The organism is Hominimerdicola aceti, from assembly GCF_025567495.1.
GTDB lineage: Bacteria > Bacillota > Clostridia > Oscillospirales > Ruminococcaceae > Hominimerdicola > Hominimerdicola aceti.
Genome location: NZ_JAOQJZ010000009.1, coordinates 43,872 through 67,355 on the forward strand (window position 1 = coordinate 43,872; position 23,484 = coordinate 67,355).

At 45.5% G+C, this 23,484-nt stretch carries 22 protein-coding genes; 9 read left to right on the top strand and 13 right to left on the bottom strand.

The window, feature by feature from the left end; translation table 11 throughout:
* Positions 1 to 924, bottom strand: a complete 924-nt coding sequence (gene nadA, locus OCV57_RS09475) for a quinolinate synthase NadA (protein ID WP_195220982.1) — start codon at positions 922 to 924, stop codon at positions 1 to 3.
* Positions 925 to 1,138: 214 nt separating this feature from the next.
* Between nadA and OCV57_RS09480 the strand changes: the two genes are divergently transcribed.
* From OCV57_RS09480 to OCV57_RS09505, 6 genes are all read left to right on the top strand, one after another.
* Positions 1,139 to 1,582: a MarR family winged helix-turn-helix transcriptional regulator gene (locus OCV57_RS09480; protein WP_117924559.1), complete on the top strand. Its 444-nt coding sequence runs from the start codon at positions 1,139 to 1,141 to the stop codon at positions 1,580 to 1,582.
* 20 nt (positions 1,583 to 1,602) lie between these two features.
* Positions 1,603 to 4,134 (top strand): AMP-binding protein, encoded by a 2,532-nt coding sequence (locus OCV57_RS09485; protein WP_267301325.1) that lies wholly within the window; start codon positions 1,603 to 1,605, stop codon positions 4,132 to 4,134.
* A 278-nt stretch (positions 4,135 to 4,412) separates the two neighbouring features.
* Positions 4,413 to 5,123 carry an amino acid ABC transporter permease gene (locus tag OCV57_RS09490; protein ID WP_022287742.1) on the top strand — a complete coding sequence of 237 codons (711 nt, stop codon included), beginning with the start codon at positions 4,413 to 4,415 and terminating at the stop codon, positions 5,121 to 5,123.
* Between the two features lie 11 nt (positions 5,124 to 5,134).
* Positions 5,135 to 5,896, top strand: coding sequence for an amino acid ABC transporter ATP-binding protein (locus OCV57_RS09495; protein WP_022287741.1), 762 nt, complete (start codon positions 5,135 to 5,137; stop codon positions 5,894 to 5,896).
* A gap of 206 nt (positions 5,897 to 6,102) precedes the next feature.
* Positions 6,103 to 6,981: an NPXTG-anchored protein gene (locus OCV57_RS09500; RefSeq protein WP_022287740.1), complete on the top strand. Its 879-nt coding sequence runs from the start codon at positions 6,103 to 6,105 to the stop codon at positions 6,979 to 6,981.
* Between the two features lie 249 nt (positions 6,982 to 7,230).
* A complete protein-coding gene (locus OCV57_RS09505; protein WP_267301327.1) occupies positions 7,231 to 8,100 on the top strand; it encodes a hypothetical protein in 870 nt (289 codons plus the stop codon).
* A 47-nt stretch (positions 8,101 to 8,147) separates the two neighbouring features.
* Here OCV57_RS09505 and OCV57_RS09510 read toward each other — a convergent pair whose 3' ends face one another.
* The 9 genes from OCV57_RS09510 to OCV57_RS09550 form a co-directional block, all read right to left on the bottom strand.
* Positions 8,148 to 8,642, bottom strand: coding sequence for a hypothetical protein (locus tag OCV57_RS09510; protein ID WP_267301329.1), 495 nt, complete (start codon positions 8,640 to 8,642; stop codon positions 8,148 to 8,150).
* 60 nt (positions 8,643 to 8,702) lie between these two features.
* A complete protein-coding gene (locus OCV57_RS09515) occupies positions 8,703 to 10,226 on the bottom strand; it encodes an NAD(P)H-hydrate dehydratase (protein WP_267301331.1) in 1,524 nt (507 codons plus the stop codon).
* Positions 10,219 to 10,602 (bottom strand): holo-ACP synthase, encoded by a 384-nt coding sequence (acpS, locus tag OCV57_RS09520; protein ID WP_046439454.1) that lies wholly within the window; start codon positions 10,600 to 10,602, stop codon positions 10,219 to 10,221. Before acpS ends, OCV57_RS09515 begins: the two co-directional genes overlap by 8 nt.
* A 2-nt stretch (positions 10,603 to 10,604) precedes the next feature.
* On the bottom strand, positions 10,605 to 11,111 hold the full coding sequence (locus OCV57_RS09525; protein WP_022287735.1) for a DUF6106 family protein: 507 nt from the start codon (positions 11,109 to 11,111) through the stop codon (positions 10,605 to 10,607).
* Between the two features lie 14 nt (positions 11,112 to 11,125).
* Entirely contained in the window at positions 11,126 to 11,752 is a 627-nt protein-coding gene (locus OCV57_RS09530) for an SH3 domain-containing protein (RefSeq protein WP_195249444.1), read from the bottom strand.
* 33 nt (positions 11,753 to 11,785) lie between these two features.
* Entirely contained in the window at positions 11,786 to 12,580 is a 795-nt protein-coding gene (locus tag OCV57_RS09535) for an amidohydrolase family protein (RefSeq protein WP_267301333.1), read from the bottom strand.
* Positions 12,581 to 12,684: 104 nt separating this feature from the next.
* Positions 12,685 to 13,026, bottom strand: a complete 342-nt coding sequence (locus OCV57_RS09540; RefSeq protein ID WP_022287732.1) for an arsenate reductase family protein — start codon at positions 13,024 to 13,026, stop codon at positions 12,685 to 12,687.
* Positions 13,023 to 13,484: a D-aminoacyl-tRNA deacylase gene (dtd, locus tag OCV57_RS09545; RefSeq protein ID WP_267301334.1), complete on the bottom strand. Its 462-nt coding sequence runs from the start codon at positions 13,482 to 13,484 to the stop codon at positions 13,023 to 13,025. Before dtd ends, OCV57_RS09540 begins: the two co-directional genes overlap by 4 nt.
* The gene (locus tag OCV57_RS09550; protein WP_267301336.1) at positions 13,484 to 14,326 is read right to left on the bottom strand and encodes an aldose 1-epimerase family protein; all 843 of its coding nucleotides are present in this window, start codon (positions 14,324 to 14,326) and stop codon (positions 13,484 to 13,486) included. The genes dtd and OCV57_RS09550 overlap by 1 nt, the downstream gene beginning before the upstream one ends.
* 354 nt (positions 14,327 to 14,680) lie before the next feature.
* Here OCV57_RS09550 and OCV57_RS09555 point away from each other — a divergent pair, with 354 nt between their 5' ends.
* The 3 genes from OCV57_RS09555 (at position 14,681) to OCV57_RS09565 (ending at position 20,658) form a co-directional block, all read left to right on the top strand.
* A complete protein-coding gene (locus tag OCV57_RS09555) occupies positions 14,681 to 16,207 on the top strand; it encodes an AAA family ATPase (protein WP_022287729.1) in 1,527 nt (508 codons plus the stop codon).
* Positions 16,208 to 16,414: 207 nt separating this feature from the next.
* Positions 16,415 to 19,393: an acyl-CoA dehydratase activase gene (locus tag OCV57_RS09560; RefSeq protein ID WP_267301338.1), complete on the top strand. Its 2,979-nt coding sequence runs from the start codon at positions 16,415 to 16,417 to the stop codon at positions 19,391 to 19,393.
* Positions 19,393 to 20,658, top strand: a complete 1,266-nt coding sequence (locus OCV57_RS09565) for a 2-hydroxyacyl-CoA dehydratase (protein ID WP_022287727.1) — start codon at positions 19,393 to 19,395, stop codon at positions 20,656 to 20,658. Before OCV57_RS09560 ends, OCV57_RS09565 begins: the two co-directional genes overlap by 1 nt.
* Before the next feature lie 61 nt (positions 20,659 to 20,719).
* Here the strand turns inward: OCV57_RS09565 and OCV57_RS09570 are convergent, their stop codons facing one another.
* Genes OCV57_RS09570 through OCV57_RS09580 form a run of 3 tightly spaced genes read right to left on the bottom strand, consistent with a single transcriptional unit; the run spans position 20,720 to position 23,464 of the window.
* Positions 20,720 to 22,195 carry a hypothetical protein gene (locus OCV57_RS09570; protein ID WP_267301340.1) on the bottom strand — a complete coding sequence of 492 codons (1,476 nt, stop codon included), beginning with the start codon at positions 22,193 to 22,195 and terminating at the stop codon, positions 20,720 to 20,722.
* The gene (locus tag OCV57_RS09575) at positions 22,176 to 23,090 is read right to left on the bottom strand and encodes an ABC transporter ATP-binding protein (RefSeq protein WP_267301341.1); all 915 of its coding nucleotides are present in this window, start codon (positions 23,088 to 23,090) and stop codon (positions 22,176 to 22,178) included. The genes OCV57_RS09570 and OCV57_RS09575 overlap by 20 nt, the downstream gene beginning before the upstream one ends.
* Positions 23,087 to 23,464 (bottom strand): GntR family transcriptional regulator, encoded by a 378-nt coding sequence (locus OCV57_RS09580; protein WP_046439432.1) that lies wholly within the window; start codon positions 23,462 to 23,464, stop codon positions 23,087 to 23,089. The genes OCV57_RS09575 and OCV57_RS09580 overlap by 4 nt, the downstream gene beginning before the upstream one ends.
* Between the last annotated feature and the right edge of the window lie 20 nt (positions 23,465 to 23,484).

Genomic DNA, 23,484 nt, shown 5'->3' on the forward strand with positions numbered 1-23,484 from the left:
TCAGCCCCCAAGACGTATCATTTCGTCGATACATTTTCTTGCAGAGGTTATCTCCTCGTCTGTCATCTTTATCTCAAAACCGCCGCCGTTGCCGATGCCCTCGCAAGTCTTGTAAACATCCATAAGAGTGGTGAGCTTCATGTTAGGACAAAGTATCTTCTTTGAGAGTATGTAAAACTCCTTCTCAGGGAATCTGTACTGCAAATGTTCCGCAATGGATATCTCAGTGCCTATGATGAATTCCTTTGCGTCAGACTCAGCCGCAAAATTCATTATGCCGGAAGTCGAACCAACATAATCAGCCATTTCGCTTACAGCAGGGATACACTCAGGGTGACAAAGCACCAGTGCATCAGGGTGAGCCGTCTTAGCCGCTATCATGTCAGCCTTTGTTACCGACGCATGAACAGGACATCCGCCCTGCAAAAGCTTTATATCCTTTTCAGGACAGGCTTTTTTTACGAATGCACCAAGATTGCAGTCAGGAATGAACAATATCTTGTCAGCGTCCATGTTCTTTACTATCTTCACCGCAGACGAGGAAGTAACGCAAACGTCGCAAACCCTCTTGAGTGCGGCTGTGGTGTTTATGTAGCATACTACCTTTCTGTCAGGCTCCTGCGCCTTTATCATTTCTATCATCTCAGGTTCCATTTGCTCTGCCATTGGACAGCCTGCCGATGGATTTGCAAGATATACGTTCTTGTCAGGGTTGAGCATTTTTGCCGCCTCAGCCATAAAATGCACTCCGCACATAAGTATGTTTTTGTTTGAGACCTTCTGCGCCTCAACGCTTAGCTTGTATGAATCACCCGTAATATCTGCTATCTCTACTATCTCCTTAGCCTGATAGCTGTGCGCAAGTATACAAATATCGTTTTCTTTCTTTAACTGAAGAATTTTTTCCTGTACGTCCTTTATCATATCCAGATCATGCCTTTCGACCTTTGAAAAGCATATCCTCCTTTCGGTGTTTCGGCATTTGCCGAAAGATTTATACCATATTATTATAGTATGATATAGACATTTTGTCAAGGGCATTTGTACCATACCGCCCATAGCACTTGACAAATTCATCAATAGGGTGTATAATCAACAGTGTTGACAATCAACCGCCTTGACATTTGGAGGAATAACAATGAACGATAAAACAGCCCAGCGTTTTGGAGAAGTTTTCAGACGATTTTTTGAAACAGGATATATGGACGATCTTGCAGAGCTTTTTCAGGGCGAAAGCAAAGTGATAGTCTATCTTAGCACAGCCGAGGGCATAGTCTACCCCTCAGACATAAGCCGTGACCTTATGATATCACGTCAGCGAGCAACGTCAGTGCTCAGCACAATGGAGAAAAAAGGCTTTGTTAGCCTTGTGCGTGACCCTGAGGATAAACGCCGTGTGCAGGTGAAACTCCTCCCAAAAGGTGAAAAATCCATTGAAGAAAAGCAGCAGCGTCTTGAAAAATATTTCAGCGTGTTTGTTGACGCACTGGGCGAGGAAAATCTCAAAAACCTCCTTGACAGCTCCGAAAAAGCTGTCGAGGCGCTTGAACATACAATGAAGGGCAACTCTCAGAAAGTCTGAGGTGCGGAAAGGAAACTGCCATGAACATTTATAACGAATTTAGAAAAACGGCAATAAACCGCTATAGCAAAACCGCTCTCGTGATGATGAACGACGAGGGTGAAACAAAGGAATATACATTCGGACAAACTTTGCAGCAGGTAGATATTTTTTGCAGCCGCCTGAAAGCCATGGGCGTAGTGGCAGGGGATAGGGTCTGTATCGCCTCTGAGGGCAGACCTGAGTGGAATATCGCATTCCTCGCCTGTGCAAAGCTAAACGCCACAGCCGTTCTTTTGGATTATTCGCTTCCTGCGGCAGAGCTTGTCACACTGGTGAAAAAGTCACAGCCTGTGTGCGTTGTCGCTTCTCAAAAGGCGGCAAAGAAGCTTACAAGCGTGAAAAATATACCTGTTCTCGATATCCAAAACCAGCTTGACAGACTTGACGGTTCAGGGGAAAATATACTCCGCCAAGGTGAAGTAGGCGACCCTGATATCGCAGTGATAATCTTTTCAAGCGGTACGACAAGGACAGCCTCAGGCATCATGCACACCCACGATTCTCAGATAAATTCCTGCAAAATGGTCTGCCGGTGCAACGGCATAACCGATAACGAACGCTATCTCGGAATCCTGCCAAACAGCCATATCTACGGACTTTTTGCACAGGTCTTAGCCCCACTCCTCACAGGCGGAACAGTGTGCTTTATAGAGTCTCTCTCCGCAAAGGGTCTTTCCGCAGGCTTCCAAAACTTCAAGCCGACAGTTTTCCCGGGCGTGCCAAAGGTCTATGAGCTTTTGAAAACCCAGATAATGCAGCAGATCAACGCAAGCAAAGTATCTTCAGTACTTTTCAAGAAAATGTTTCCTGTTGCACTTCATCAGCGTAAGATCTACGGCATAAACAGCGGCAAAAAGATCTTCGCAAAGATACACAAAGTCTTGGGCGGCGAACTTAGATTTCTCTGCTCCGCAGGCTCACCGATGTCAAAGGATACATTTGATTTCTTCTATGGCACAGGCTTTAATATTGTGAACAACTACGGTGCGACCGAAACGAGCATACCAACTATCGGCACATATGGCAAGCACGTCTATGCTGACACCTGCGGCAAGCCATATCCTGATATAAAAGTTAAGATTGACCGCAGCGGTGAGCTTCTCATAAAGTCACCTTATATGATGATAGGCTACTATGGCGACAAAAAGTCCACAGATGAAGCTTTCAATCCTGACGGCTGGTTCAAGTCAGGCGACCTTGCAAAGTTCGATAAGCATAAAAATATCGTCATTCTCGGCAGATGTAAAGAAAATATTGTCCTATCCACAGGCAAAAAAGCCGCCCCTGACGATATCGAACAGGTCTATAGGGGCATCGAGAGCGTTGACGAGCTTGTGGTCTGCGGAGTGCCTGCGAAAGAGGGAAGCTATGACGAGGTGCACGCCTTTGTGGTCTGTGCTGATGATAAGCGTGAGCAGACAGAAGAAAAGCTAAAAGAAATAAGCTCCTCCGCAGGTCAGGCAATGAAGCTAAGCGGCATACATTTTGTGGATTCTATACCAAGAACAGCTATCGGCAAGCCAAAGCGTTATCTGCTGAAGAAAATGGTCATGGAGGATGACCTTGACAGCCTTACAAAGCAGGCGAAAAATAGTATAGACCCGTCGGATATCCCGTCAATGGTGAGAAACGCCGTGGCAAAAATAGCACACGTTCAGCCGAATGAAGTCAAGCTCAGTACAAAATTTTTGCAGGAGTTCACCATAGACTCCCTCTCAGCTATCGAGCTTGCTTTGGAGATAGAGGAGTTCAGTGGTGTGCGTGTTGACGGCTGTATGGATAAGGATATGACAGTGGGCAAGCTTATCGCCCTCGTTCAAAACCCAAACCGCATAAAGCCGCAAACAGTGAGATCAATGCTCTATCCTCTGGACAAGAAAAAGATAGACTATCGTATTTACCGCTTTTACAGAAATCTTGTGACAGCGTTCTATGAAGTCAAGGTCACCAACGAGGAAAATCTACCTGATAAGGACGGTTATATAATCTGTGCAAATCACGTTTCAAATTTTGATTTTATCTTCCTCACCCTGAATTTCAGATACGAGCGTTTTGCAAAATTCTGCTGTATGGCGAAAAAAGAGCTTTTCAACGGCAGTTTAGCCAGCCGACTTATAGTAAGAATAGGCGGTATGGTGCCTGTTGACAGGGGCGGAAGAGTAGACGAAACAATGGCGTCTCTGCGTAAAAAGCTTGGTCAGAAATGGGGCGTGCTAGTTCACCCGGAGGGTACAAGAAGCAAAACTGGTGAAATGGGCAAGTTCAAAAGCGGTGCAGCCGTCCTTGCTATCGAAGCCAATGTACCTATAGTACCAGCCTACATCAAAGGCGGACACGAGATATTCCCACCAGACAGAAAGCTCCCAAGGCTTTTCAACTGGAAGCGCCTTAGCAAATATAAAGTAAAAGTCGTTTATGGTGAGCCTATTTATCCTAATGGCGAAACCCCCGAAGAGCTTATGGCGAAAGTCCGTGAAGCGGTTTTGGCTTTAAAGAACGAAGAGAACTGATTTAAAGTGAGGAGTGAGGAATGACAAATGAGGAATTAGGAATGAGGAATTAGCATAGCTGTGGTTTGAGATACTCCAAGAGGTAAGTTAATAAGACCATTGGTGAGTTAATTGTGCGAACGCAGTTCGCAATGAAAAAAATCATCGCCGCAGGCGATACCTTCATTCCTCATTCCTCACTCTTTCCGTTTGACAAGTCGCAAAATATGTAGTATAATGTATTAATACGCTGATACGGTGACGTGTTATCGTAATATTTTGTTAAGGAATGAATATTTATGACTTTTGAGGAAGTAAAAAAGGTCACGGAGATCCTGCTGGAGTTCCTGCCTAATACACTGAAACTTTTTGCATGGACCATCGTGCTTTCAATACCTGTGGGAGTGCTTGTGACAATGCTGAAAAAATGCCGCTTCAAGCCTATCTCGTGGCTGACAAATCTCTATATACTTGTCATGCGTGGCACACCGCTCATGCTTCAGATAATCGCTATCTACTATGCAGTACCGCTTATTATCGCAAGTGCTGCAAAGCAGGGCAAAACAGGCGGTATCTATGACGTGCTTACCAATATAAAAAACAATGAGAACTATATGTTTATCGCCCTTGTTACGGCATTTGTCCTTAACTATGCGGCGTATTTCGCAGAGATATTCAGAGGCGGTATCGAGGCTATCCCAAAGGGACAGTACGAAGCGGCTTCAATGCTCGGCATGACGAAAATGCAGACATTTTTTAGAATAATCCTGCCGCAGGTCACAAAGCGTGTTATCCCTGCCACATCGAATGAGGTCATCGTCCTTGTAAAGGATACCTCTCTCGCAAACGTTATCGCATTCGCTGAGATAACAATGAAGGCAAAACAGCAGATGAACCTGTATAGCTCAATAACACCGCTTTTTATCGCAGGCGCATTCTATTTCGTACTCAACGCTATCGTGACGGTGGCATTTGCCGTTATCGAAAAGAAATTCGACTATTATAAATAAGGAGAACTCATATGGCTATTCTTGAAGTGAAAAATATTTCTAAAAGCTTTGACAGCCTTAGGGTGCTCAAAGATATTTCTTTTAACGTTGAGGTGGGCGAGGTAGTCGCAATAATAGGTCCGTCAGGAAGCGGTAAATCAACGCTTCTGCGTTGTATAAACCAGCTTGAAAAAGCAGACGGTGGAGAGATAAACGTTGACGGCGTGAATATGTTCCATACAGAAAATGGCAAGGCGGCGTATGCACCCTCTAAGACCCTCAGGGATATACGCCTGAAAATAGGTCTTGTGTTCCAGAATTTCAACCTTTTTCCGCACTTTTCTGTAAATCAGAATATAATGGAAGCCCCTCTCCATGTCCTTAAACAGCCAAAAGCGGAGGCAAAAGCCAACTGTGAGGAGCTTTTAAAGAAAATGGGACTCGAAACTAAAGGTAAGTCTTATCCCTGCGAGCTTTCAGGCGGTCAGCAGCAGCGTGTATCTATCGCAAGAGCATTGGCTTTGAAACCGCAGATACTTTTCTTTGACGAGCCGACCTCCGCACTTGACCCTGAGCTTACAGGTGAGATATTAAAGGTAATAAAAGAGCTCGCCAAAGAGAAAATGACCATGGTCATCGTCACCCATGAAATGGCATTCGCCCGTGATGTGGCAAACCATGTTATCTTTATGGACGACGGCTATATCGTGGAGGAGGGTACTCCGGAGGAAGTTTTCGGTCAGACCCAGAACGAAAGAACAAAGCAGTTCTTGCAGAGATTCAATGACAGATAGAACGGGAAAATGTTGTAAAATATAAGAGGTGATAACGTTTTCTGTGATTAATGCACAAAAGAAGTGTGACAATATTGTTAGAAATTTCAACACTTTTTGGAATAAAAAAAGTGAAAACCCCTTGATTTTAGGGAGAAAGTCTGCTATAATAAGACTAGAATTGAATGACAATTCATAAAATTATATTCATATGGAGGAGATTAACGATGAAAATTTCTAAGATTCTCGCTGGTATGTCAGCAGCAGCTATCGTAGCTTCTATGGCAATGATCCCAGCATCTGCAGCAGGCACAAAGCTCAACGTAAGCGATGACCTTCTTGCAATCGGCAGACAGACTCAGGATGACCTTTTTGCTGTATTCTTCAATGGCGATGAGTCAGAGGGTGCTGTAAACAAGGATGCTATCTCTGACCTTGGAGCTGTTTACGGTGCTTCATTCACAATCAAGGTTGACAACAACGATTGGAACACGATCGGCGGTGGCGGATCAATCAACTTCAACTCAAAGTCTGGTGGCTGGAACGCTAAGGACTGGGCTGGCGGCTCATGGGTTGAGGACGATAAGCCAAAGGATACTCTCTGCTACACAACAGAAGAGGAAGGCACATACGTTCTTGAATACCTCGGCGACGCTCCTGTTTTCGCAACAACAGACGGCGATGCTGATAATTACGCAGCAGTTGGTATCAACAACTGGGCAGCAGACCTTAAGGGTATCGACGTTGTAGGTATGAAGGTTCTTGGCGCTGACGGCAACGTTCTCTTCGAGGCTGGTTCTAACAAGGACAAGAAGGAAGTTCAGAAGAAGCCAGTAGCTGAGGAGTCAAGCTCTAAGACTGATTCAACACCTTCAGGCACAGATTCTAAGAAGGACGATTCTAAGAAGGACGACAAGTCTTCTGCAGCAGCTACATCTTCAACAGCAGCTGGCACAACATCTTCAAAGGCTGGCACAACAACTACAACAGCTACATCTTCCGCAGCAGCTTCTGACAACACAGCAGCTACAGGCGCAACAGCAGGTCTTGCACTCGCTGGCGTAGCACTTGCTGGTGCAGCTATCGTTATTTCTAAGAGAAAGTAATCTCTCACAGATAACACACTTGAATAAGTGAATTTATACAGAGCTTTCTGTCATTCGGGAAGCTCTGTTTTTTGTTCGTTTGTGTAACCTGCACTAATTTGTAAACGATTTCTGTGCAAAACATATGAAATCATGTGCTTAAATTGTGCAAATAGTATATTGAAAATATGTGACAATTGTGCTATAATACAAAAGTAAATATAGGTCAGGCTATGTGTATAGCGTGACAATTAAACGGAGGTTATTAAAATGAAAAAGTTTTTAGCTTGCGCTCTTGCACTTACACTTACAAGTGCTATGTTCGCTTCTTGCGGCAGCTCTGATGATTCTTCATCAAAGGCTGAGGCAAAAACTACTACAACAACAACTACAGCTGCTACAACAACAGAGGCTACTACAACAACAGCCGCTCCTGAGTCAACAGCTGATTCAACAGCCGCTTCCGGCACAGAGTCTGAGGGCGAGGCTGCAAAGGATATTTCCGAAATGCCAGCTACTCTGAAGAACTATGAGGAGGCTTCTGTATATTTCAAGAAGGATATGGACGTTGCTTCTATCGTTGAACCTTTCGCTGAGAAGGATTACGAGAACGATGAGTCTCATGTAAATATCTCTGTTGAGGAGCTTGCAGGTATTCCAATGATCAAGGTCGAGACTCTCGATCAGGATAATGGCAACTACAAGATCCCTAAGATTAGATTCCACATGGAGAAGCTCTTCGAGGGTCAGGAAGCTGATCTTGAGAAGATCTTCACTATCAAGGCTGACGTAGTTACAAAGGCAGTTGGCGAGTTCACTGGTGACGACGGCACAAAATCACTCGTTCCTGGTAACTTCATGGGTGCATTCGTTACACAGCCTACAACAGGTGAAGGTGAAAACAGTTGGAACGACCTCTATGACTTCGGCGAGGCTGAGTGGACTTCTGAGTGGGGTTCCTATGAGCTTACAATGAGACCTGGTATCAAGGACGGTGCTACATTTGTAAACTCAACTGAACCACAGTATGTTTCACTTATGAGATGGGGCATTCCAAACCAGGCTGATTTCTACATTGCTGACCTCAGATTTGAGGACGAGGACGGTAACGTTATCGCTTGCGCAAACTTTGGTAAATAATTCATTTCCATACATAAGAAAGGTGCAGATTTTCTCTGCACCTTTTTTTATGTGAATTTTACGCTTACCTCCCCTGATATATCCAGGCTTTTTACCTTTCCGTCCTTGATTTTAGCTGAAAAATCCTGACCTTTTATCTGTCCCGTGGCGGTGATATCTCCCTTGTCATTTTTGAGATACGTCACGCCTTTCTGCGAAATAAGCTTGTCAAGCACAGAGGCGGTCATTGTGACAGCGGAGCTTTCGGGTATGTTCCCTCGGTCAGTTTCGTAGGTCAAACCCTTGTATTCTAGTCGTGCGCTTTCTCCTGAGCAGGTTATCACCATGCCGCTGACAGTTTCTGGCGCAGTTATCTCACACTCCCACATATCTGCGCCCTCACGGGTGAAGCTTGCGACGTATTCCGTGCCGTCAATGGTGAACTCGGCCGGGGTCTTGTAATCTTCTGCCAACTTTACGGGTTTGACTTCGGTGCTTTCACCGCATGAGCATAAGCCCATTACCGCCAAAATCGTTAGAAAAAATGCCTTTGTTCTTTTCATTTTGCCCTCCATTAAAAAAGACCCTCTTCATAAGAAGAAGGTCTTTGTTTTTAGTACAGCCTAGTCGGCGTTTTCAAGGTCATACAAAAATCGTGGCAAAGCGTCAATAACATCTCTTGCAATGATTCCACGCTCAGATCTTTTGTATCCTGCAAGTAGAGCCGTCGAGCCAAGTGTGAACGACCCAAGTGCCGCCGCATCAAGAGCATCGAACCCCTGAGCCACATAGGAGGAAACAATGCCTGCAAGCATATCCCCTGAGCCACCCTTTGCAAGCGCAGTTGTGCCTTCGGTGCAAAGATAAACTTTCCCACCGTCCACAGCAAAGGTGTCAGCCGACTTCGCAAGCACTGTCACACCATATTTTTCTGACAGCCTATATGCAAACCCAAGTCTGTCCGACATGACCTCGCCCACCGTCACGCCACAAAGCCTTGCAAGCTCCGCAGGGTGAGGGGTGAGGATAACTGTACTTTTCTTCTTCAACAGTACATCTATATTCGGACAAAGTGAATTTATTCCGTCAGCGTCCAAAACTATGGGTATCTCCGCTTTTTCTATAAGCTCCGCCACCAGCTTTTCCGTTTCAGCCGTGTGACCAAGCCCACAGCCTATCAGCAAAGAGCTTGCCTTTTCGCACTTTTTCAGTATCGTCTCCGCATTTTCAGCCACCATAAAGCCGTCCTTGTCGGTTTTCATTGCCGAGTATGTACATTCATACATACCAGCCGACAGGGAGTTGACTACGCTTTTTGCAGTGCAAAGCTCAAAAAGCCCCACGCCTGTTCGCATTGCCGCCATTGCTGAAAGCCCTGCCGCACCTATATAGCTCTCCGAGCCTGCCACGCTCACCACCTTGCCAAACGTGCCCTTGTGTCCGTCAGCAGGTCTAAAAGGCAGTGAAGCCCTTGCTTTTACCACGTCAAAAGGCGTTATAACAGGGTATAGGGTATTCTCGCAACGCTCGTCAATACCGATATCTTTTACCAGAATTTCACCGCAAAAGTCCACCGCAGGCTGTAAATAAAGACCCAGCTTGCCACGATGAAAGGTCACTGTCACGTCAGCCTTGAACGACAACTTGTCAGCCTGACCATTCCGTGCGTTGACTCCCGACGGCAGGTTGCAGGCTATCTTCATGCCTTCACATTTTTTACAAGCTCTGAACACTGGCAGGATATTTTCACGCAAGCTTCCGTGAAAACCCGTTCCGAAAATGCAGTCCACAAGCACGTCTGCATCCTCGATAAAATCCAGCGCATTTTCAGCTTTCAGCACCTCTACGCTCTTATCAAGCCTAGCATACGCTGCCGAGGAGAGGTCAGTGTCAGGCTCGCCACAGCATAGGACCACCGCAGGCTTGAGACCTTGTTCCGCAAGTAAATTTGCCGCCACAAGTCCGTCACCGCCATTGTTTCCCTTGCCAATAAGAAGCACTATCTTTGAGGACGCAGACGAGTTGCTCGCAATGACCTCCGCAAGCTGTGCCGCCGCATTGTCCATGAGCTGAGCAAGGCTCACGCCATATTTTTCAGCCTCATGCTCGCAAAATGTCATTTGCTCCACTGTTAATATCCTATCCATTTTTATCCTCCTTTTCATAAGCTATCACCACTGCCGAAGCGATATCCTTGATGTGGGAAAGTGACACCGCAAAGGTCAGCCTCCTATTTTCAGCCGCCAAAAGCGCATTCCCCGTAAGCTCCAGATAAGGACAGCCAAGCTCGTCACGCAAGCATGACACCTCGTTCAAGGCGAAGCCCTCGACCCCTGTGCCTAAAGCCTTTGCGAAGCTTTCCTTAGCCGCCCAATTCGCCGCCATGGATTCGTATGGGTTTTTCTTCTGTGAAAAAAGGGTCAGCTCCTTTTCGGAGTAAACCCTTTCACAGAAACGTCGGCTCTGACAGCTTTTTTTTATGCGTTCGATCTCAATAAGATCAGTTCCGACAAATATTTTCATTTTTATTTCCTCAGTGTTCTCGGAAGCGCAGGCTTCATAAGTGCCAGCATATCGTCATCTGGTGTGAAAATAACAGTTGTAAGCCCGAGATTTTTGTGGTTGAATGTTATGTAGTAGTCTGTAAGGCTATCGTCACAAGCGCAGGCAAGGACCTGTGTTGCGCCCTCAGGTACAGAGAAATTCTCGTCAGCAATGCCGAAATCTGTCGCACTGCCGCAACGGAATGTGATAAGGCGTTTTCTTGAACGCTGAGCCGTTATCTTGTCAACGTCTATTTCTCCGTTTGTGAAAATGTATTCATACTCCACATCGAGTTTTGTTGTAAGATAATAACCGCCATAAAGTGCGGCGGCGGCAAGAAAAATGCCTATTACAGAAAACTGCGTGCCGAAAGGGAAGATAAAGCACAGTGCGGCAAGTGCCACGCTTGCTATCATGATGAAAATTTTCTGTATCTTATCGTTCTTTGTGGGAATCTTGCGAACTATCTGTTCCTTGAAGCTGTCCATTATTTGTCCTCCGTTTATTCAGTGCCGCTGAGAAGCTCTTTCATTACCCAGCCGCTTTTATTGTTATATTTTACATATACCCATATGTTTCCGTCACCGTCTGTTCTCTCGCCATAGCCGTTTATGGTCTTGCCGTCAGGTATCTTTTCTATCACGTCATATTTCTTTGACGGACCGTATCTGAGATTAAGATAAGAGGTGTCTGACTTTACAAGAAATGGGATAGAATCAGGGTATTTCACATCATCACCCAAAGGGAAAAGTGTGTCCTTTTTGAACTTTGTGGTGGTGGTCTTTTTAGTCGCCTTTGTTTCGGCAGATGTTGTGGTTGTGGTGGTGGTCGTCCTCTTTGTTGCCGTTGCGATTATGTCAGGGTCGTAGCCTTCGTCAATGCTTACGTCTGGGTTTTCAAGTGTGCCTGCCGTCACAGAAGTGGTGGTGGTGTAGCCCTCGTAATCCTCATCGTCCTCATCATAATCGTCGCCCATTGTGGCGGTCTTTGTGGTCTCTATAACTCTCTGAGCGGCAGTACCCGTGGTGGTCTCCGTTTCGGAGGAGCTTTCCGGAAGCATTGCCCCACATGACGCAAGCCCGAAAACCGCAGAACAAGCCAGCACAGCCGCAAGCAGTTTTGATCTCATTTTTTATATCCTCTTTTCAGAATTTACACAATTTTATTTTAAGCCAAGAAGCCTTTCTGCGTTGCCGCCGAGAATTTTATCTTTGTTATCCTCGGAAATGCTCAAGCGCAGTATCTTTTCTTTTATAAGGTAGGAACTGTCCCAAGGGCAGTCGCTTGCAAAAAGTATCCTGTCAGCCCCATGCTTTTCAACGATAGCCTGCATAAGCTCGTCAGGACACATACTTGTGAAAGCGGTGTCAAAATAAACTTCACCGTCAACTCCTGCCAAAACGTCACGCACCTGCTCCCACATCATGTTTGCACCAAGGTGAGCAAGAATGACCTTGAGTTTAGGGTGCTTTTTTATCATTCTCAGCGCCCTCTCAGGGGTGGAGTGGATAAGGTCAGGGGAAACGCAGTCATAGCCAGAATGGAATATAACAGGCAGGTCGGCTCTTTCAATGGCGTCATATATCTTGTCCATGCGCTCATCATCTATCATAAAGCCCTGATAGTCAGGGTGAAGCTTTATGCCGTGAAGTCCAAGCTCCTTTATGTGGGCTATCTCCTGCTCATAGTCCTCAGCGTCAGGGTGTATTCCACCGAAGCTTATAAATCTTCCGCCGTCCTGTTGGGCACACCAATCGTTTATAACTCTCTGCTGAGTAGGTTTTGTTGCCACTGATAACAGCACGCCCTTGTCAATGCCCCATTCGTCAAAACGCTGTATGGTTTCCTCTGCAGTGCCTCTTGTGAAAGGAGTTATTCCACTGCAAGCCTGAAGCTTTTCAACAGCCTTTTCCGCTACCTTTGGATTAAAGGCATGAACGTGAAAATCAATTACCATTTAAAACATCTCTTTCTGAAAATACTCTTTCATATGGTATTATACCACACTTTCAAGCTTCTTTCAACGAATATCGGCAATTTTCACAGTATATTCATCTAGGGCTATTCCCAGCTTTTCCACACCTCGGGGCAGAAGCCTACTGTGGCTTTCTTGCCGTTTCTTACGATAGGTGCGGCAAAAAGCTCGGGATAGTCAAGAAGCTTTTCTATCTTCTCCTCGGTGCTTCCAAGATATTTTATGAGCATTGCCTGCTCTCCCTTTGCCTTTGGGTCGATAAGCTTGTCAATATCCCCAACAGCCGCAAGCACTGAGTTAAGCTCGCCCTTGCTAAGCCCCTTTGTAGGCAGGTCAACAGATTGGAACTTTATTCCACGCTCTTTGAAATAACGCTCGGCCTTTTTTGTGTCAAAGGATTTTGACTTGCCGAATATCTGTATGTTCATGGGATTATCTCTCCGTTTCTGCATTCAAGAATGATAGTAAAAGGACCGTCATTGAGCAGTGAAACTTTCATGTCTGCACCGAAAACGCCCTTTTCTACCTTGCCTGAAATTTTCTCGCCGCAGACCTTGCAGAAGTATTCATAAAGTCTGTTGGCTTCATCAGGCTTGCCTGCATAGATAAATGACGGGCGGTTGCCGTGGTGACAATCTGCATAAAGGGTGAACTGTGAAACGCAAAGAATATCTCCGCCAACATCATTTATAGAAAGATTTGTCTTGTCGTTCTCGTCAGCGAAAATGCGAAGCTTTGATATCTTGTCGGCAAGCTTGTCGCAGTCAGTCTCAGTGTCCTCCTGATCTACTCCGAAAAGTATCAGAAAGCCCTTTTCTATCTCGCCTGTGACCTTGCCCTCGACCTCAACTTTTGCACTTGTGACCCTCTGTATTACCGCTCTCATCAGCCCACCTCCACGGTGTAGCTGTAGGTGTAAACAGCTTCAGGTGCAAGCTTGATAGCGTGAGGCTTGTTTTCGATATCCTCAAAAGCGTCGTCCTCGTAAACAGGCACGCTAGTCCAAGGCTCAAGGCAGATAAACTGAGCGTCAGGGTTGCCGGTGGAAGTCCATACTGCAATGCATTCAGAATGTGGGAATGAAAGCTTTACAAAACCGCCGTCAGACTTTTTCAGGGTGACAGCCTTTGAAGCAGGGTGGTCTTTCATGATAACGTCATAGTCGAAAAGCTCTCTGGTGAGAGTGATAGTCTTTTCTCCGTCAAGAATAGTCCTCTCGCCGTTTGGGATAGGCTGAACGATATGCTCGTTTTTCTCGTACTCAACTGTGCATTTGCCACCTTGGATATCGCAGATAAAAGCAGGGTGACCGCCGAGATAAAAGTACATAGCCTTTTCATCAGTGTTTTTTACTGTGTTTGTGACGGTGACTTTTGAACCTTTTATGGAGTAGGTGACTTCAAGCTCAAAGTGGTATGGGTATTGAGCAAGTGTCACGTCATTGTCTTTGAGGAGAAAGCTCAGTGAATTTTTGGTGCTTCCAGCGTATGTAAATTCGCTGTCACGGGCGAAGCCGTGGTTTGCAGCCATGTGATATTCCTGACCGCCAGCCTTGTAGGTGCGGTCTTTAGGGGAGCATATGAACGGGAAGAGGATAGGAGCGTAGCGTTTCCAAGCGTCACCGCATTGCCAGAGATATTCTTTGCCGTCCAGTTTGATAGAGTGAAGCTCAGCACCGAAAGTGTCGGCTGAGATAGAGAGTTTATCATTTTTTATTTCATAAAGCATAGATCAGACCTCCGAGAGAAAAATTTTATACCTTGTTATTATAGCACATTGTTTGGGAGATGTCAAAACCAAGTGAGCAGTGAGGTTGTGAGGTCGGCTGGGGTATGGACGAAAACGTTTGAAAAAACTTAAAAGTCTGTTGAAAATTCTGTTCTGATATGAATATTTTAACAGTTAAATTTTATGACTTTGATACAGAATAACTAAAATATTTTCAATTGTTTGTGTAAGCTGACAAAACTTGTGATGACTATTGACTTTAAATTGGAGATAGTCTATAATAAAATGGTAAGATTATTTAATTGTGCAGTGCTTTTTGTTCACAGCTTCAGACTGCACTGAGGAGAAATGTTTATGAATATTAAAGAAGCAAAACAACAGATACTTAATGCAATACAAGCCTATCTCATTAAAGACGAATTTGGCGATTACCGAATTAGCATAGAACATCAGAGACCTGTGTTCCTGCTTGGCGCACCTGGTATCGGTAAGACCGCTATCATGGAGCAGATAGCTCAGGAAACTGGCGTAAACCTTGTTACCTACTCCATGTCCCACCACACAAGAGAGTCTGCCCTCGGTCTTCCTGTTATTGTACATAGAAACTACACCGGTGCTGACGTGCAGATATCCGAGTACACGATGAGTGAGATCGTGGCTACTCTTTATGACACTATCGAAGCCACTGGCATTAAAGAGGGTATTCTCTTCCTCGATGAGATCAACTGCGTTTCCGAGTCCCTTGCTCCTGCAATGCTCCAGTTCTTGCAGTATAAGGTTTTCGGACTTCATCAGGTTCCGGCAGGTTGGGTAGTTGTTACAGCAGGTAACCCGCCTGAGTTCAACAAGTCTGTTTCTGAGTTCGATATCGTTACTCTCGACCGTGTTAAGAGGGTCGAGTGTCAGCCTGATTTCGACGTTTGGAAAGAATATGCTTACTATGCAGGCGTTCACCCAGCTATCATATCATATCTTGAGCTTCACCCTGACCATTATTATATGGTAGACGCAAGCGATAAGAACAACTACCGCTTTGTTACTGCCCGTGGCTGGGAGGACCTTTCTGAAATGATGCAGCTTTATGAGGAGAGCGGTATCCTTGTTGACCACGCTCTGGCTGCTCAGTATGTACAGAATCCAGAGTTCTCAAAGGGATTTGCGGAATATTATGACAGATTCAACTACTATCGTGAGAAATATGACGTTGACGCTATCCTCGAGGGCGGTATAACTGCTCAGAATATTGCTGACGCAAGAGCGGCAGGCACTGAGGAAGCTGTGGCTCTTATGAATCTGCTTATGGACGGCATCACATACACAATGAGAAGCTGTATCCAAATGGAGAAGATGATAAGACTTATCCACCCAAGAATGGAAGATATCCTTGTGAAGATAAACAATGGTCTTTCATGCCGTCAGATAATCAGTGAACACATCATGGACTGCAACAAGAGCCTTGACAAGGCGGTAAGAGCAAGAAACATCTCGCCGTCTAACAAGAAGATCCAGCACTGGATACTCCACAATCTGGAAGCTTATCTTGATAAGTGTACCAACGAGGGAAGAGATAACAAAAACCGCTGTACTGTTATTTTGCAGAACTCCTTCAACAATCTGCTCCATGGCGCAAACAACGTTACACAGCAGTCTATGAATGGTCTGAAATACGCTTTTGACTTCCTTGAGAATGCTTATGGCGCTGACAGCAATGTTATGAAGAAGTTTATCGAGGAGCTGAAAATAAATTGCCACACCACAAACTTCATCAAGAAGTATGGCTCAGAGCAGTTCTACAGACTTGCAGGTGAGCCTGTTCAGCAGCCTACCTACAATAATCTCTATGACCTTAATCTTACTGATTGCCTTTTAGAGCAGGAATAAGCATAGATAAAAAATGAATATTTACGGGCGAACGCATTTTGCCATACATTGTAATAGTTGCATTGTAGGGGCGAACAGTGTTCGCCCGTTTTAGCTTTATAGGTAGTTTTCAGATACATATTTGTTAATATAAAAAGCTTGTAATTTGCGAAAAAGTGTGATATAATAACTAAGAGTGTACAAACGAGAATCAGTGAGGTTTTTACTATGGGCAAGATTTATGATTTAGGCATAGACGTAGGTTCGACCACGGTCAAGACGGTAATTCTTGACGAGGGCGAGTTTATTTATAACAAATATGAAAGACACTTTTCAAAGGTAAGGGAAACGGTGGCTGAGCAGCTGCGTGCTATCAGAGAACTTTATCCTGAGGACAAGTTCAAGATAGCCATAACAGGCTCGGCAGGTCTTGGCATCGCTGAGGCAAGCGGTATCTCTTTCGTGCAGGAGGTCTTTTCTGCTTTTATCGCTGTAAACAAGAAGTATCCAAAGGCTGACGTTGTGGTTGAGCTTGGCGGTGAGGATGCTAAGATAATCTTCCTCACAGGGGGCGTTGAACAGCGTATGAACGGCTCTTGCGCAGGTGGCACAGGTGCTTTTATCGACCAGATGGCAGGACTTTTGGGCGTTACCCCTGACGAGATGAACGACCTTGCTCTTAAGGCAGAAAAGACTTATCCTATCGCTTCAAGATGTGGTGTTTTCGCAAAGTCTGATATTCAGCCTCTTCTTAATCAGGGCGCAAGAAAAGAGGACATATCTGCGTCTATCTTTCAGGCTGTTGTTGACCAGACAGTTTCGGGTCTGGCACAGGGCAGAAAGATCGGCGGTCAGGTGCTTTTCCTTGGCGGTCCGCTTACATATCTCAGTGCACTGAGAAAGGCATTCAGAACTACTTTGAACCTCGACGAGGAACACGCTATTCTTCCTGAAAATTCTTCATGCTATATGGCTTTCGGTGCGGCACTTCATGCTGACACTCTTGCTGAGGAAATGACTATAGACGAAGCCCTTGACAAGATAGTGAATGCAAAGGCTACTGACAATATCGTGGTAGGCAAGCCGTTGTTTGCAAGCCGTGAGGAATATAATGCTTTCGTGGAAAGACACAAGAAGTCTGACCTTAAATATGAAGACATCAGAACTTACAGGGGCGACGCTTATCTTGGCATAGACGCAGGCTCGACAACCACAAAACTTGTGCTTATCACACCTGACGGAAAGCTTCTTTATCAGCACTACTGCTCAAACAAGGGTCAGCCGCTGGATATAATCGCTTCAAAGCTTGAGGAGATCTACAGCCTTGCTACCCCTGAGCTTAACATAAAAGCTTCTGCGGTAACAGGCTACGGTGAGGATCTGATAAAGGCAGGTCTGGGCGTTGACTATGGTATAGTTGAAACTGTTGCGCACTATAAGGCGGCGGCTTATTTCTGCCCTGACGTTGATTTTATCATCGACATCGGCGGACAGGATATAAAGTGCTTCAAGATAAAAAACAACGCTATCGACAGCATTATGCTCAACGAGGCTTGTTCATCAGGCTGTGGCTCGTTCATTCAGACTTTTGCAGGTGCAATGGGATATGATATCGCAGAGTTTGCAAGGCTCGGTCTGTTTGCAAAAGCACCTGTGGAGCTTGGCTCAAGATGTACAGTGTTCATGAACTCATCTGTAAAGCAGGCGCAAAAGGACGGAGCTTCCGTTGAGGATATCTCTGCAGGACTTTCTTCGTCTATCATCAAGAACGCAGTTTACAAGGTAATAAGAGCCAAGTCTATTGACGAGCTTGGCAAGAATATAGTCGTTCAGGGCGGAACGTTCCTTAACGACGCTGTGCTCAGGTCATTTGAAATGGAGCTTGGCAGAAACGTTATAAGACCTGCCATTGCGGGACTTATGGGTGCGTTCGGCTGTGCGCTTTTCGCAAAAGAAAAATCTCAGGGCAGGGACGGCAAGTCAGGCGTTCTTACAAAGGCTCAGCTTGAAGAATTCGCTTACAATTCAAGAGCCGTTCAGTGCGGTGGCTGTGGTGCGCACTGTAACCTTACTATAATAAGATTTAATGACGGCAGAAGATTTACTTCCGGAAACCGCTGTGAAAAGGGTGCAGGCATAAAGATAACCGACAGAACGGAAAACATGATAGAGTATAAGTATAACAAGATACTCTCTTATGCTGACAACAAGCCTGCAAAGCCTATTGCAAAGGTAGGTCTGCCACTTGCGCTATCTTATTATGACCTTATGCCATTTTTCTCAACACTGCTCACAAGCCTTGGCTTTGAGGTGGTTCTGTCTGAGGAGTCAACGAGAGATACATATTACAAGGGTCAGCAAACTATTCCGTCTGATACGGTATGTTATCCTGCAAAGCTTTGTCACGGTCATATAGAGAGCCTCCTTGACAAGGGCGTGGACTTTATATTCTATCCTTGCATGAGCTACAATGCTGACGAGGGTCAGTCGGACAATCACTATAACTGTCCTGTTGTTGCTTATTATCCTGAGCTTCTAAAGGCTAACAATGACAAGCTGAATGATGATAATTTCATCATGCCTTATCTTGACATAAACATCAAAAAGCACGTTGCAAAGGCAATGGCAAGGGCGCTTTCAAAGTATAACATCACTGCAAAGCAGGTGCTTGGAGTGCTTAACAAGGCTTATTCTGAGCAGGTGAGATACCATAGGGATATCGAGGCTAAGGCGCAGGAGATAATCGCTGAGGCAAGGGCAAAGGGTCAGAAAATAATCGTTCTGGCAGGCAGACCTTACCACATCGACCCTGAGATAAACCACGGCATACACAAGCTTATCGCTTCTCTTGGCTTTGCTGTTATTACCGAGGACAGCGTAGCGATGAAAGTGGATACACCCGCACTTGACGTACTCAATCAGTGGACTTATCATTCAAGGCTTTACAGAGCGGCAGAGTATGTATGCGAAAATGATGATATGCAGCTCGTTCAGCTGGTATCCTTCGGCTGTGGTATCGACGCTGTTACAACAGACGAGGTGAGAGCTATACTTGAAGAAAAGGGCAAGCTTTACACTCAGCTAAAGATAGACGAGATAACGAATCTCGGTGCGGCTAAGATAAGACTCAGGTCTTTGGCGGCGGCACTGGAGGAAAAAGAAGCCAGCGCAAATGCTGAGAAGAAAATGGACAAGGAGGCAATGTAATGGCTGAAAAAGAGATAAAACACGCAGGCTCGGACAGAGTAAAAAGGTCTTATTTTGACAAGTCAAGACGTGAGGAATACACTATACTTATACCTGATATGCTTCCTATACACTTCAAGCTTATCATGGCGATATACAAAAAATACGGCTATAACATGGAGCTTTTGCAAAACTGCTCACGAAACGTTATAGACGAGGGACTTAAAAACACACATAATGACGCTTGCTATCCTGCGCTTCTTGTTATCGGACAGTTTATGGACGCTCTCAAAAGCGGCAAGTATGACCTTGAACACACGGCTCTGCTTATGTCGCAGACGGGCGGTGGCTGTCGTGCTTCAAACTATATCCACCTTATAAGAAAGGCGCTGTCAACGCAGTTCCCAGAAGTGCCTGTTCTGTCGCTGAATTTCAGCGGACTTGAAAAGGACGCTTCCATAGATATCACCCCTGCCATTGCAATGAAGCTTATTTATGCGGTACTTTACGGTGATATGCTCATGCTTTTGTACAATCAGTGCAAGCCTTACGAGATAGAGAAAAATTCTACGGACGAGCTTTTGGCAAGGTGGCAGCACAGGCTTGGAAAGCTGTTTGCTACCCCGAGCAGATATATGCACACAAAGAGCATTTACAATGCTATGCTCAAAGACTTTGCGGCGCTTCCAAGGACAAAGGAGAAGAAGCCTAAGGTAGGTATCGTGGGAGAGATATACGTTAAGTATTCACCTCTTGCGAACAATCACCTGAACGATTTTCTGCTGTCTGAGGGCTGTGAGCCTAACGTGCCTGGACTGTTGGACTTCGTGCTTTACTGTGCGTCGGACGCTATCAATGACGAGAAGCTTTATGACAAGAAAACCAGCCGCACTCTTATGTACGGCATTGGTTATGATGTGCTTTACAAGTTCCAGAAGCAGCAGATAAAGGTAATTAACGAGCAGGGCATTTTCCAGCCGCCTCATGATTTTGAACACCTTAGAAAGTGTGCTGATAAGTATATCAGTCAGGGCGTAAAAATGGGCGAGGGCTGGCTCATCACTGCTGAAATGGCGGCTCTTGCAGAAACAGGCACAAAGAACATAATCTGCACTCAGCCATTCGGCTGTCTGCCTAACCACATTGTTGCAAAGGGTATGTCAAGAACTATCAAGCAGGCTTATCCGGACGCAAACATAGTCGCTATCGACTATGACCCGGGTGCGACAAAGGTCAACCAAGAAAACCGTATCAAGCTTATGCTTGCTAATGCAGTCATGGATTAATAGAAAAAGTTACCCCCTCGGAGCTTGGCTCGGAGGGGGTTGTTTTGTGCAAAAAGCAGGCTTAATAATTGTAGCTTTTCTGTTCATGTATCTGTTCAGGTGCGATAAAGCTCAGGGCTTTAAGTTTCTCGGTGACTTTATCCGCTTCGGCTTTTGATACGTTGAAATCAAAGTCGATATAGTCGATATCATCGTTGTTATATATATCGTCTGTATCGTAAGTCCTTATTATTATGCTTACTATATTTACTTGGTTCTGTGTTCTTTTAAAGTGGTGTATATAGTCGCTGATACTCTTTTTGCGGCTGTCAAAGGCGCTGTTGTAGATATCTATTATCTGCATGGTCTCGTCTTTTGTGAGGGTGTTTTTGTCCTGCGGATTTTGGTGGCTTGAAATATAGGAAGCTGTTATGTCATCTGTTGTTGTGTTCAACGCCCACACATGATTGTATTCAGTAAGCTTTGCTTCATCTATCTTGCCTGTAAAGCCATTGCAGAAGTATGCCAGAATGTTCACTCCGAAAATGATTACCATATACACTGCGAAAATGCCTACCCATTTCACAAAGCGGATTATTGTAAGCTTGCTGTTTGATGATAGTATTCTCACAAGGAGATAGCCCAAGAGAAGTGCAGGAAGAAGTATCAGGTTGCTTGTGTCGGAGAGGACGTAAGTCGTTACAGTGACTACGGCTAGGATAAGGATTATCTCACGATAGGCGCTGAATACGAACGGCTTGCCCGTGTCCTTGCCGTCACGTTTTTTGTAGAGAAAATACAGGAGAGTGATAAGCAGTGCCGAGAAAAGTGTGCTTCCAACGAGAAGAAACAGGACTTTTGTGGAGTAGCCAAATTCCATAAGGTGGGCAGGGAATGCACTCCATGCAGGACAATAGGTAACGAAATTTTCAATATCGTATGGGTACTGAACTGTAAATGGGCTTATGGTGGAATAGTATATGCAAGCAGGGAGAGCCGCTTCGCAGGCTGTTATTATCACCGCTGTGTATATCATCTCCGCCAATCTGCCGCAGCATATCATACACAAAAGCACCGCAAGTATCACGAAAAGGCTTGTGGCAAGCTCTGTGAACATAAGCACTGCAGAATATCTTGACACCATGTACAAGGTGATATCCGTTGTGAAGAATATGGCGATAAACTGAATGATGTTCCAGAATATGACCGGCAGGATATGCAGTTTCAGCAGGGTGAGAAGCTTTGAGAAGAAGCGTTCTTTTGCACTGCTTGGAAGCGAGTAAACAAGGTCTGCGTGTGGCTTGCTGTAAAGCTCATGGAAAAGGGTAAAAACTGTGAATACTGCACACAACGCTATCGCCACAGAGCCTGCCTGGGCAAGACCATAGCCTGTGTAACTGTTCGTCACGCTTTCGCTATAGTAGGTGATGAACTTTCGCATGGACATCTGCATGATGAAGTTTATGAACAGCACAAGGTTCGTGATGATGAAAAGCAGTTTGTTCACCTTGAAATCACGGCTTGATGCGGCTATTATCCTATTCTTCGCTGTTTGCATATCCATGCACCTCCATTTCGTATATGAAGATCTCCTCGAGTGTGAGAGGGACAAGCTCCAGAACGGCAGGGGAGATAGCGGAAAGCTTTGCGGTGATATCCGCTTTTTCGCCCTTTGCCACCACGGTGGAAACTCTTCCAAGGTTTCTGAAACTGAGTACTTCGACGCCTGCGTTTTCTATGGCGGAGCGGTCAAGCTCGCCCTCAGGTAAGGCTATCTGCACCTTTTCAAAGCCCTCTCTTACGTCGTCGATATCCTTGGCGAAAATGACTTCGCCTTTGTGTAGGAGCATTGCCTTGTCGCAAAGCTCGCCTATTTCGGTAACGTTGTGGGAGGACACGATAAGGGTCGCACCACGGTCGAAAATATCGTCAACTATCATGGTGCGGATAAGTCTGCGCATGGCAGGGTCAAGGCCGTCAAAGGCTTCGTCAAGGAGGATATACTTTGTTCGGCTGGCAAGTGCAGCCGCAACGATAGCCTGCCTTTTCATGCCCTTTGAAAACTGGGACAGCGGTTTCTTCCGTGGCAGGTCAAGCTTTGAAATAAGGTCATCGAACACCTTGTCGTCAAAGGTCGGGTAGCTGCTTTGGTAAAAGCTTTTCAGGTCATTCACTGTCAGTCTTGAAAACTGCACCGTTTCGTCGCTCACAAAGAAGATGTTCTCCTTAGCCTGCGGCCGGTCATAGACCTCTGTTTCGTCAATGGTGACGCTACCGCTGTCGGGGCGGTAGATCCCGCTTATAACACGCAGTAGGGTGGATTTACCTGCACCGTTCGAGCCTACAAAGCCGTATATGCAGCCCTCGGGGATATCCAGGGTGACGGCTTTCAGTGCCTCGTGATCTTCGTCTGCGTTTTTGAATGTAAGTGACAGGTCTTTTATTTCTATCATTCTTTGTCACTCCTTTCTTTCTGTTCCTCCGCCAGTTCTTCAAGGACGGAGGTAAGCGATCCAAGGCTTATGCCTGCCTGCATTGCGGCGGCGGCATGGAGCTTAAATTCTTCCAGCAATTTTTTCTCTATAGAGCCTTTCTGCTTTGCCACAAAGCAGCCTTTTCCTGCCACAGAATAGATTATCTCGTCATGCTCAAGTCTACTGTAGGCTTTGGCGACTGTGTTTGGATTCAGACCCAGTTCCTTTGCCAACATTCTTGAGCTTGGCAGCTTATCGTTTTCTTTCAGCACGCCTTTTGATATAAGGCTTGAGAACTGGCTGCATATCTGTTCGTAGATAGGTGCTCTTCCTGTAAGATCAAGCGTTATCACCTTGAATACCTCCTTTCGAT

Coding starts and splice junctions, on each gene's coding strand:
- nadA (WP_195220982.1), bottom strand. CDS start 924: ATGATAAAGGACGTACAGGAAAAAATTCTTCAGTTAAAGAAAGAAAAC.
- OCV57_RS09480 (WP_117924559.1), top strand. CDS start 1,139: ATGAACGATAAAACAGCCCAGCGTTTTGGAGAAGTTTTCAGACGATTT.
- OCV57_RS09485 (WP_267301325.1), top strand. CDS start 1,603: ATGAACATTTATAACGAATTTAGAAAAACGGCAATAAACCGCTATAGC.
- OCV57_RS09490 (WP_022287742.1), top strand. CDS start 4,413: ATGACTTTTGAGGAAGTAAAAAAGGTCACGGAGATCCTGCTGGAGTTC.
- OCV57_RS09495 (WP_022287741.1), top strand. CDS start 5,135: ATGGCTATTCTTGAAGTGAAAAATATTTCTAAAAGCTTTGACAGCCTT.
- OCV57_RS09500 (WP_022287740.1), top strand. CDS start 6,103: ATGAAAATTTCTAAGATTCTCGCTGGTATGTCAGCAGCAGCTATCGTA.
- OCV57_RS09505 (WP_267301327.1), top strand. CDS start 7,231: ATGAAAAAGTTTTTAGCTTGCGCTCTTGCACTTACACTTACAAGTGCT.
- OCV57_RS09510 (WP_267301329.1), bottom strand. CDS start 8,642: ATGAAAAGAACAAAGGCATTTTTTCTAACGATTTTGGCGGTAATGGGC.
- OCV57_RS09515 (WP_267301331.1), bottom strand. CDS start 10,226: ATGGATAGGATATTAACAGTGGAGCAAATGACATTTTGCGAGCATGAG.
- acpS (WP_046439454.1), bottom strand. CDS start 10,602: ATGAAAATATTTGTCGGAACTGATCTTATTGAGATCGAACGCATAAAA.
- OCV57_RS09525 (WP_022287735.1), bottom strand. CDS start 11,111: ATGGACAGCTTCAAGGAACAGATAGTTCGCAAGATTCCCACAAAGAAC.
- OCV57_RS09530 (WP_195249444.1), bottom strand. CDS start 11,752: ATGAGATCAAAACTGCTTGCGGCTGTGCTGGCTTGTTCTGCGGTTTTC.
- OCV57_RS09535 (WP_267301333.1), bottom strand. CDS start 12,580: ATGGTAATTGATTTTCACGTTCATGCCTTTAATCCAAAGGTAGCGGAA.
- OCV57_RS09540 (WP_022287732.1), bottom strand. CDS start 13,026: ATGAACATACAGATATTCGGCAAGTCAAAATCCTTTGACACAAAAAAG.
- dtd (WP_267301334.1), bottom strand. CDS start 13,484: ATGAGAGCGGTAATACAGAGGGTCACAAGTGCAAAAGTTGAGGTCGAG.
- OCV57_RS09550 (WP_267301336.1), bottom strand. CDS start 14,326: ATGCTTTATGAAATAAAAAATGATAAACTCTCTATCTCAGCCGACACT.
- OCV57_RS09555 (WP_022287729.1), top strand. CDS start 14,681: ATGAATATTAAAGAAGCAAAACAACAGATACTTAATGCAATACAAGCC.
- OCV57_RS09560 (WP_267301338.1), top strand. CDS start 16,415: ATGGGCAAGATTTATGATTTAGGCATAGACGTAGGTTCGACCACGGTC.
- OCV57_RS09565 (WP_022287727.1), top strand. CDS start 19,393: ATGGCTGAAAAAGAGATAAAACACGCAGGCTCGGACAGAGTAAAAAGG.
- OCV57_RS09570 (WP_267301340.1), bottom strand. CDS start 22,195: ATGCAAACAGCGAAGAATAGGATAATAGCCGCATCAAGCCGTGATTTC.
- OCV57_RS09575 (WP_267301341.1), bottom strand. CDS start 23,090: ATGATAGAAATAAAAGACCTGTCACTTACATTCAAAAACGCAGACGAA.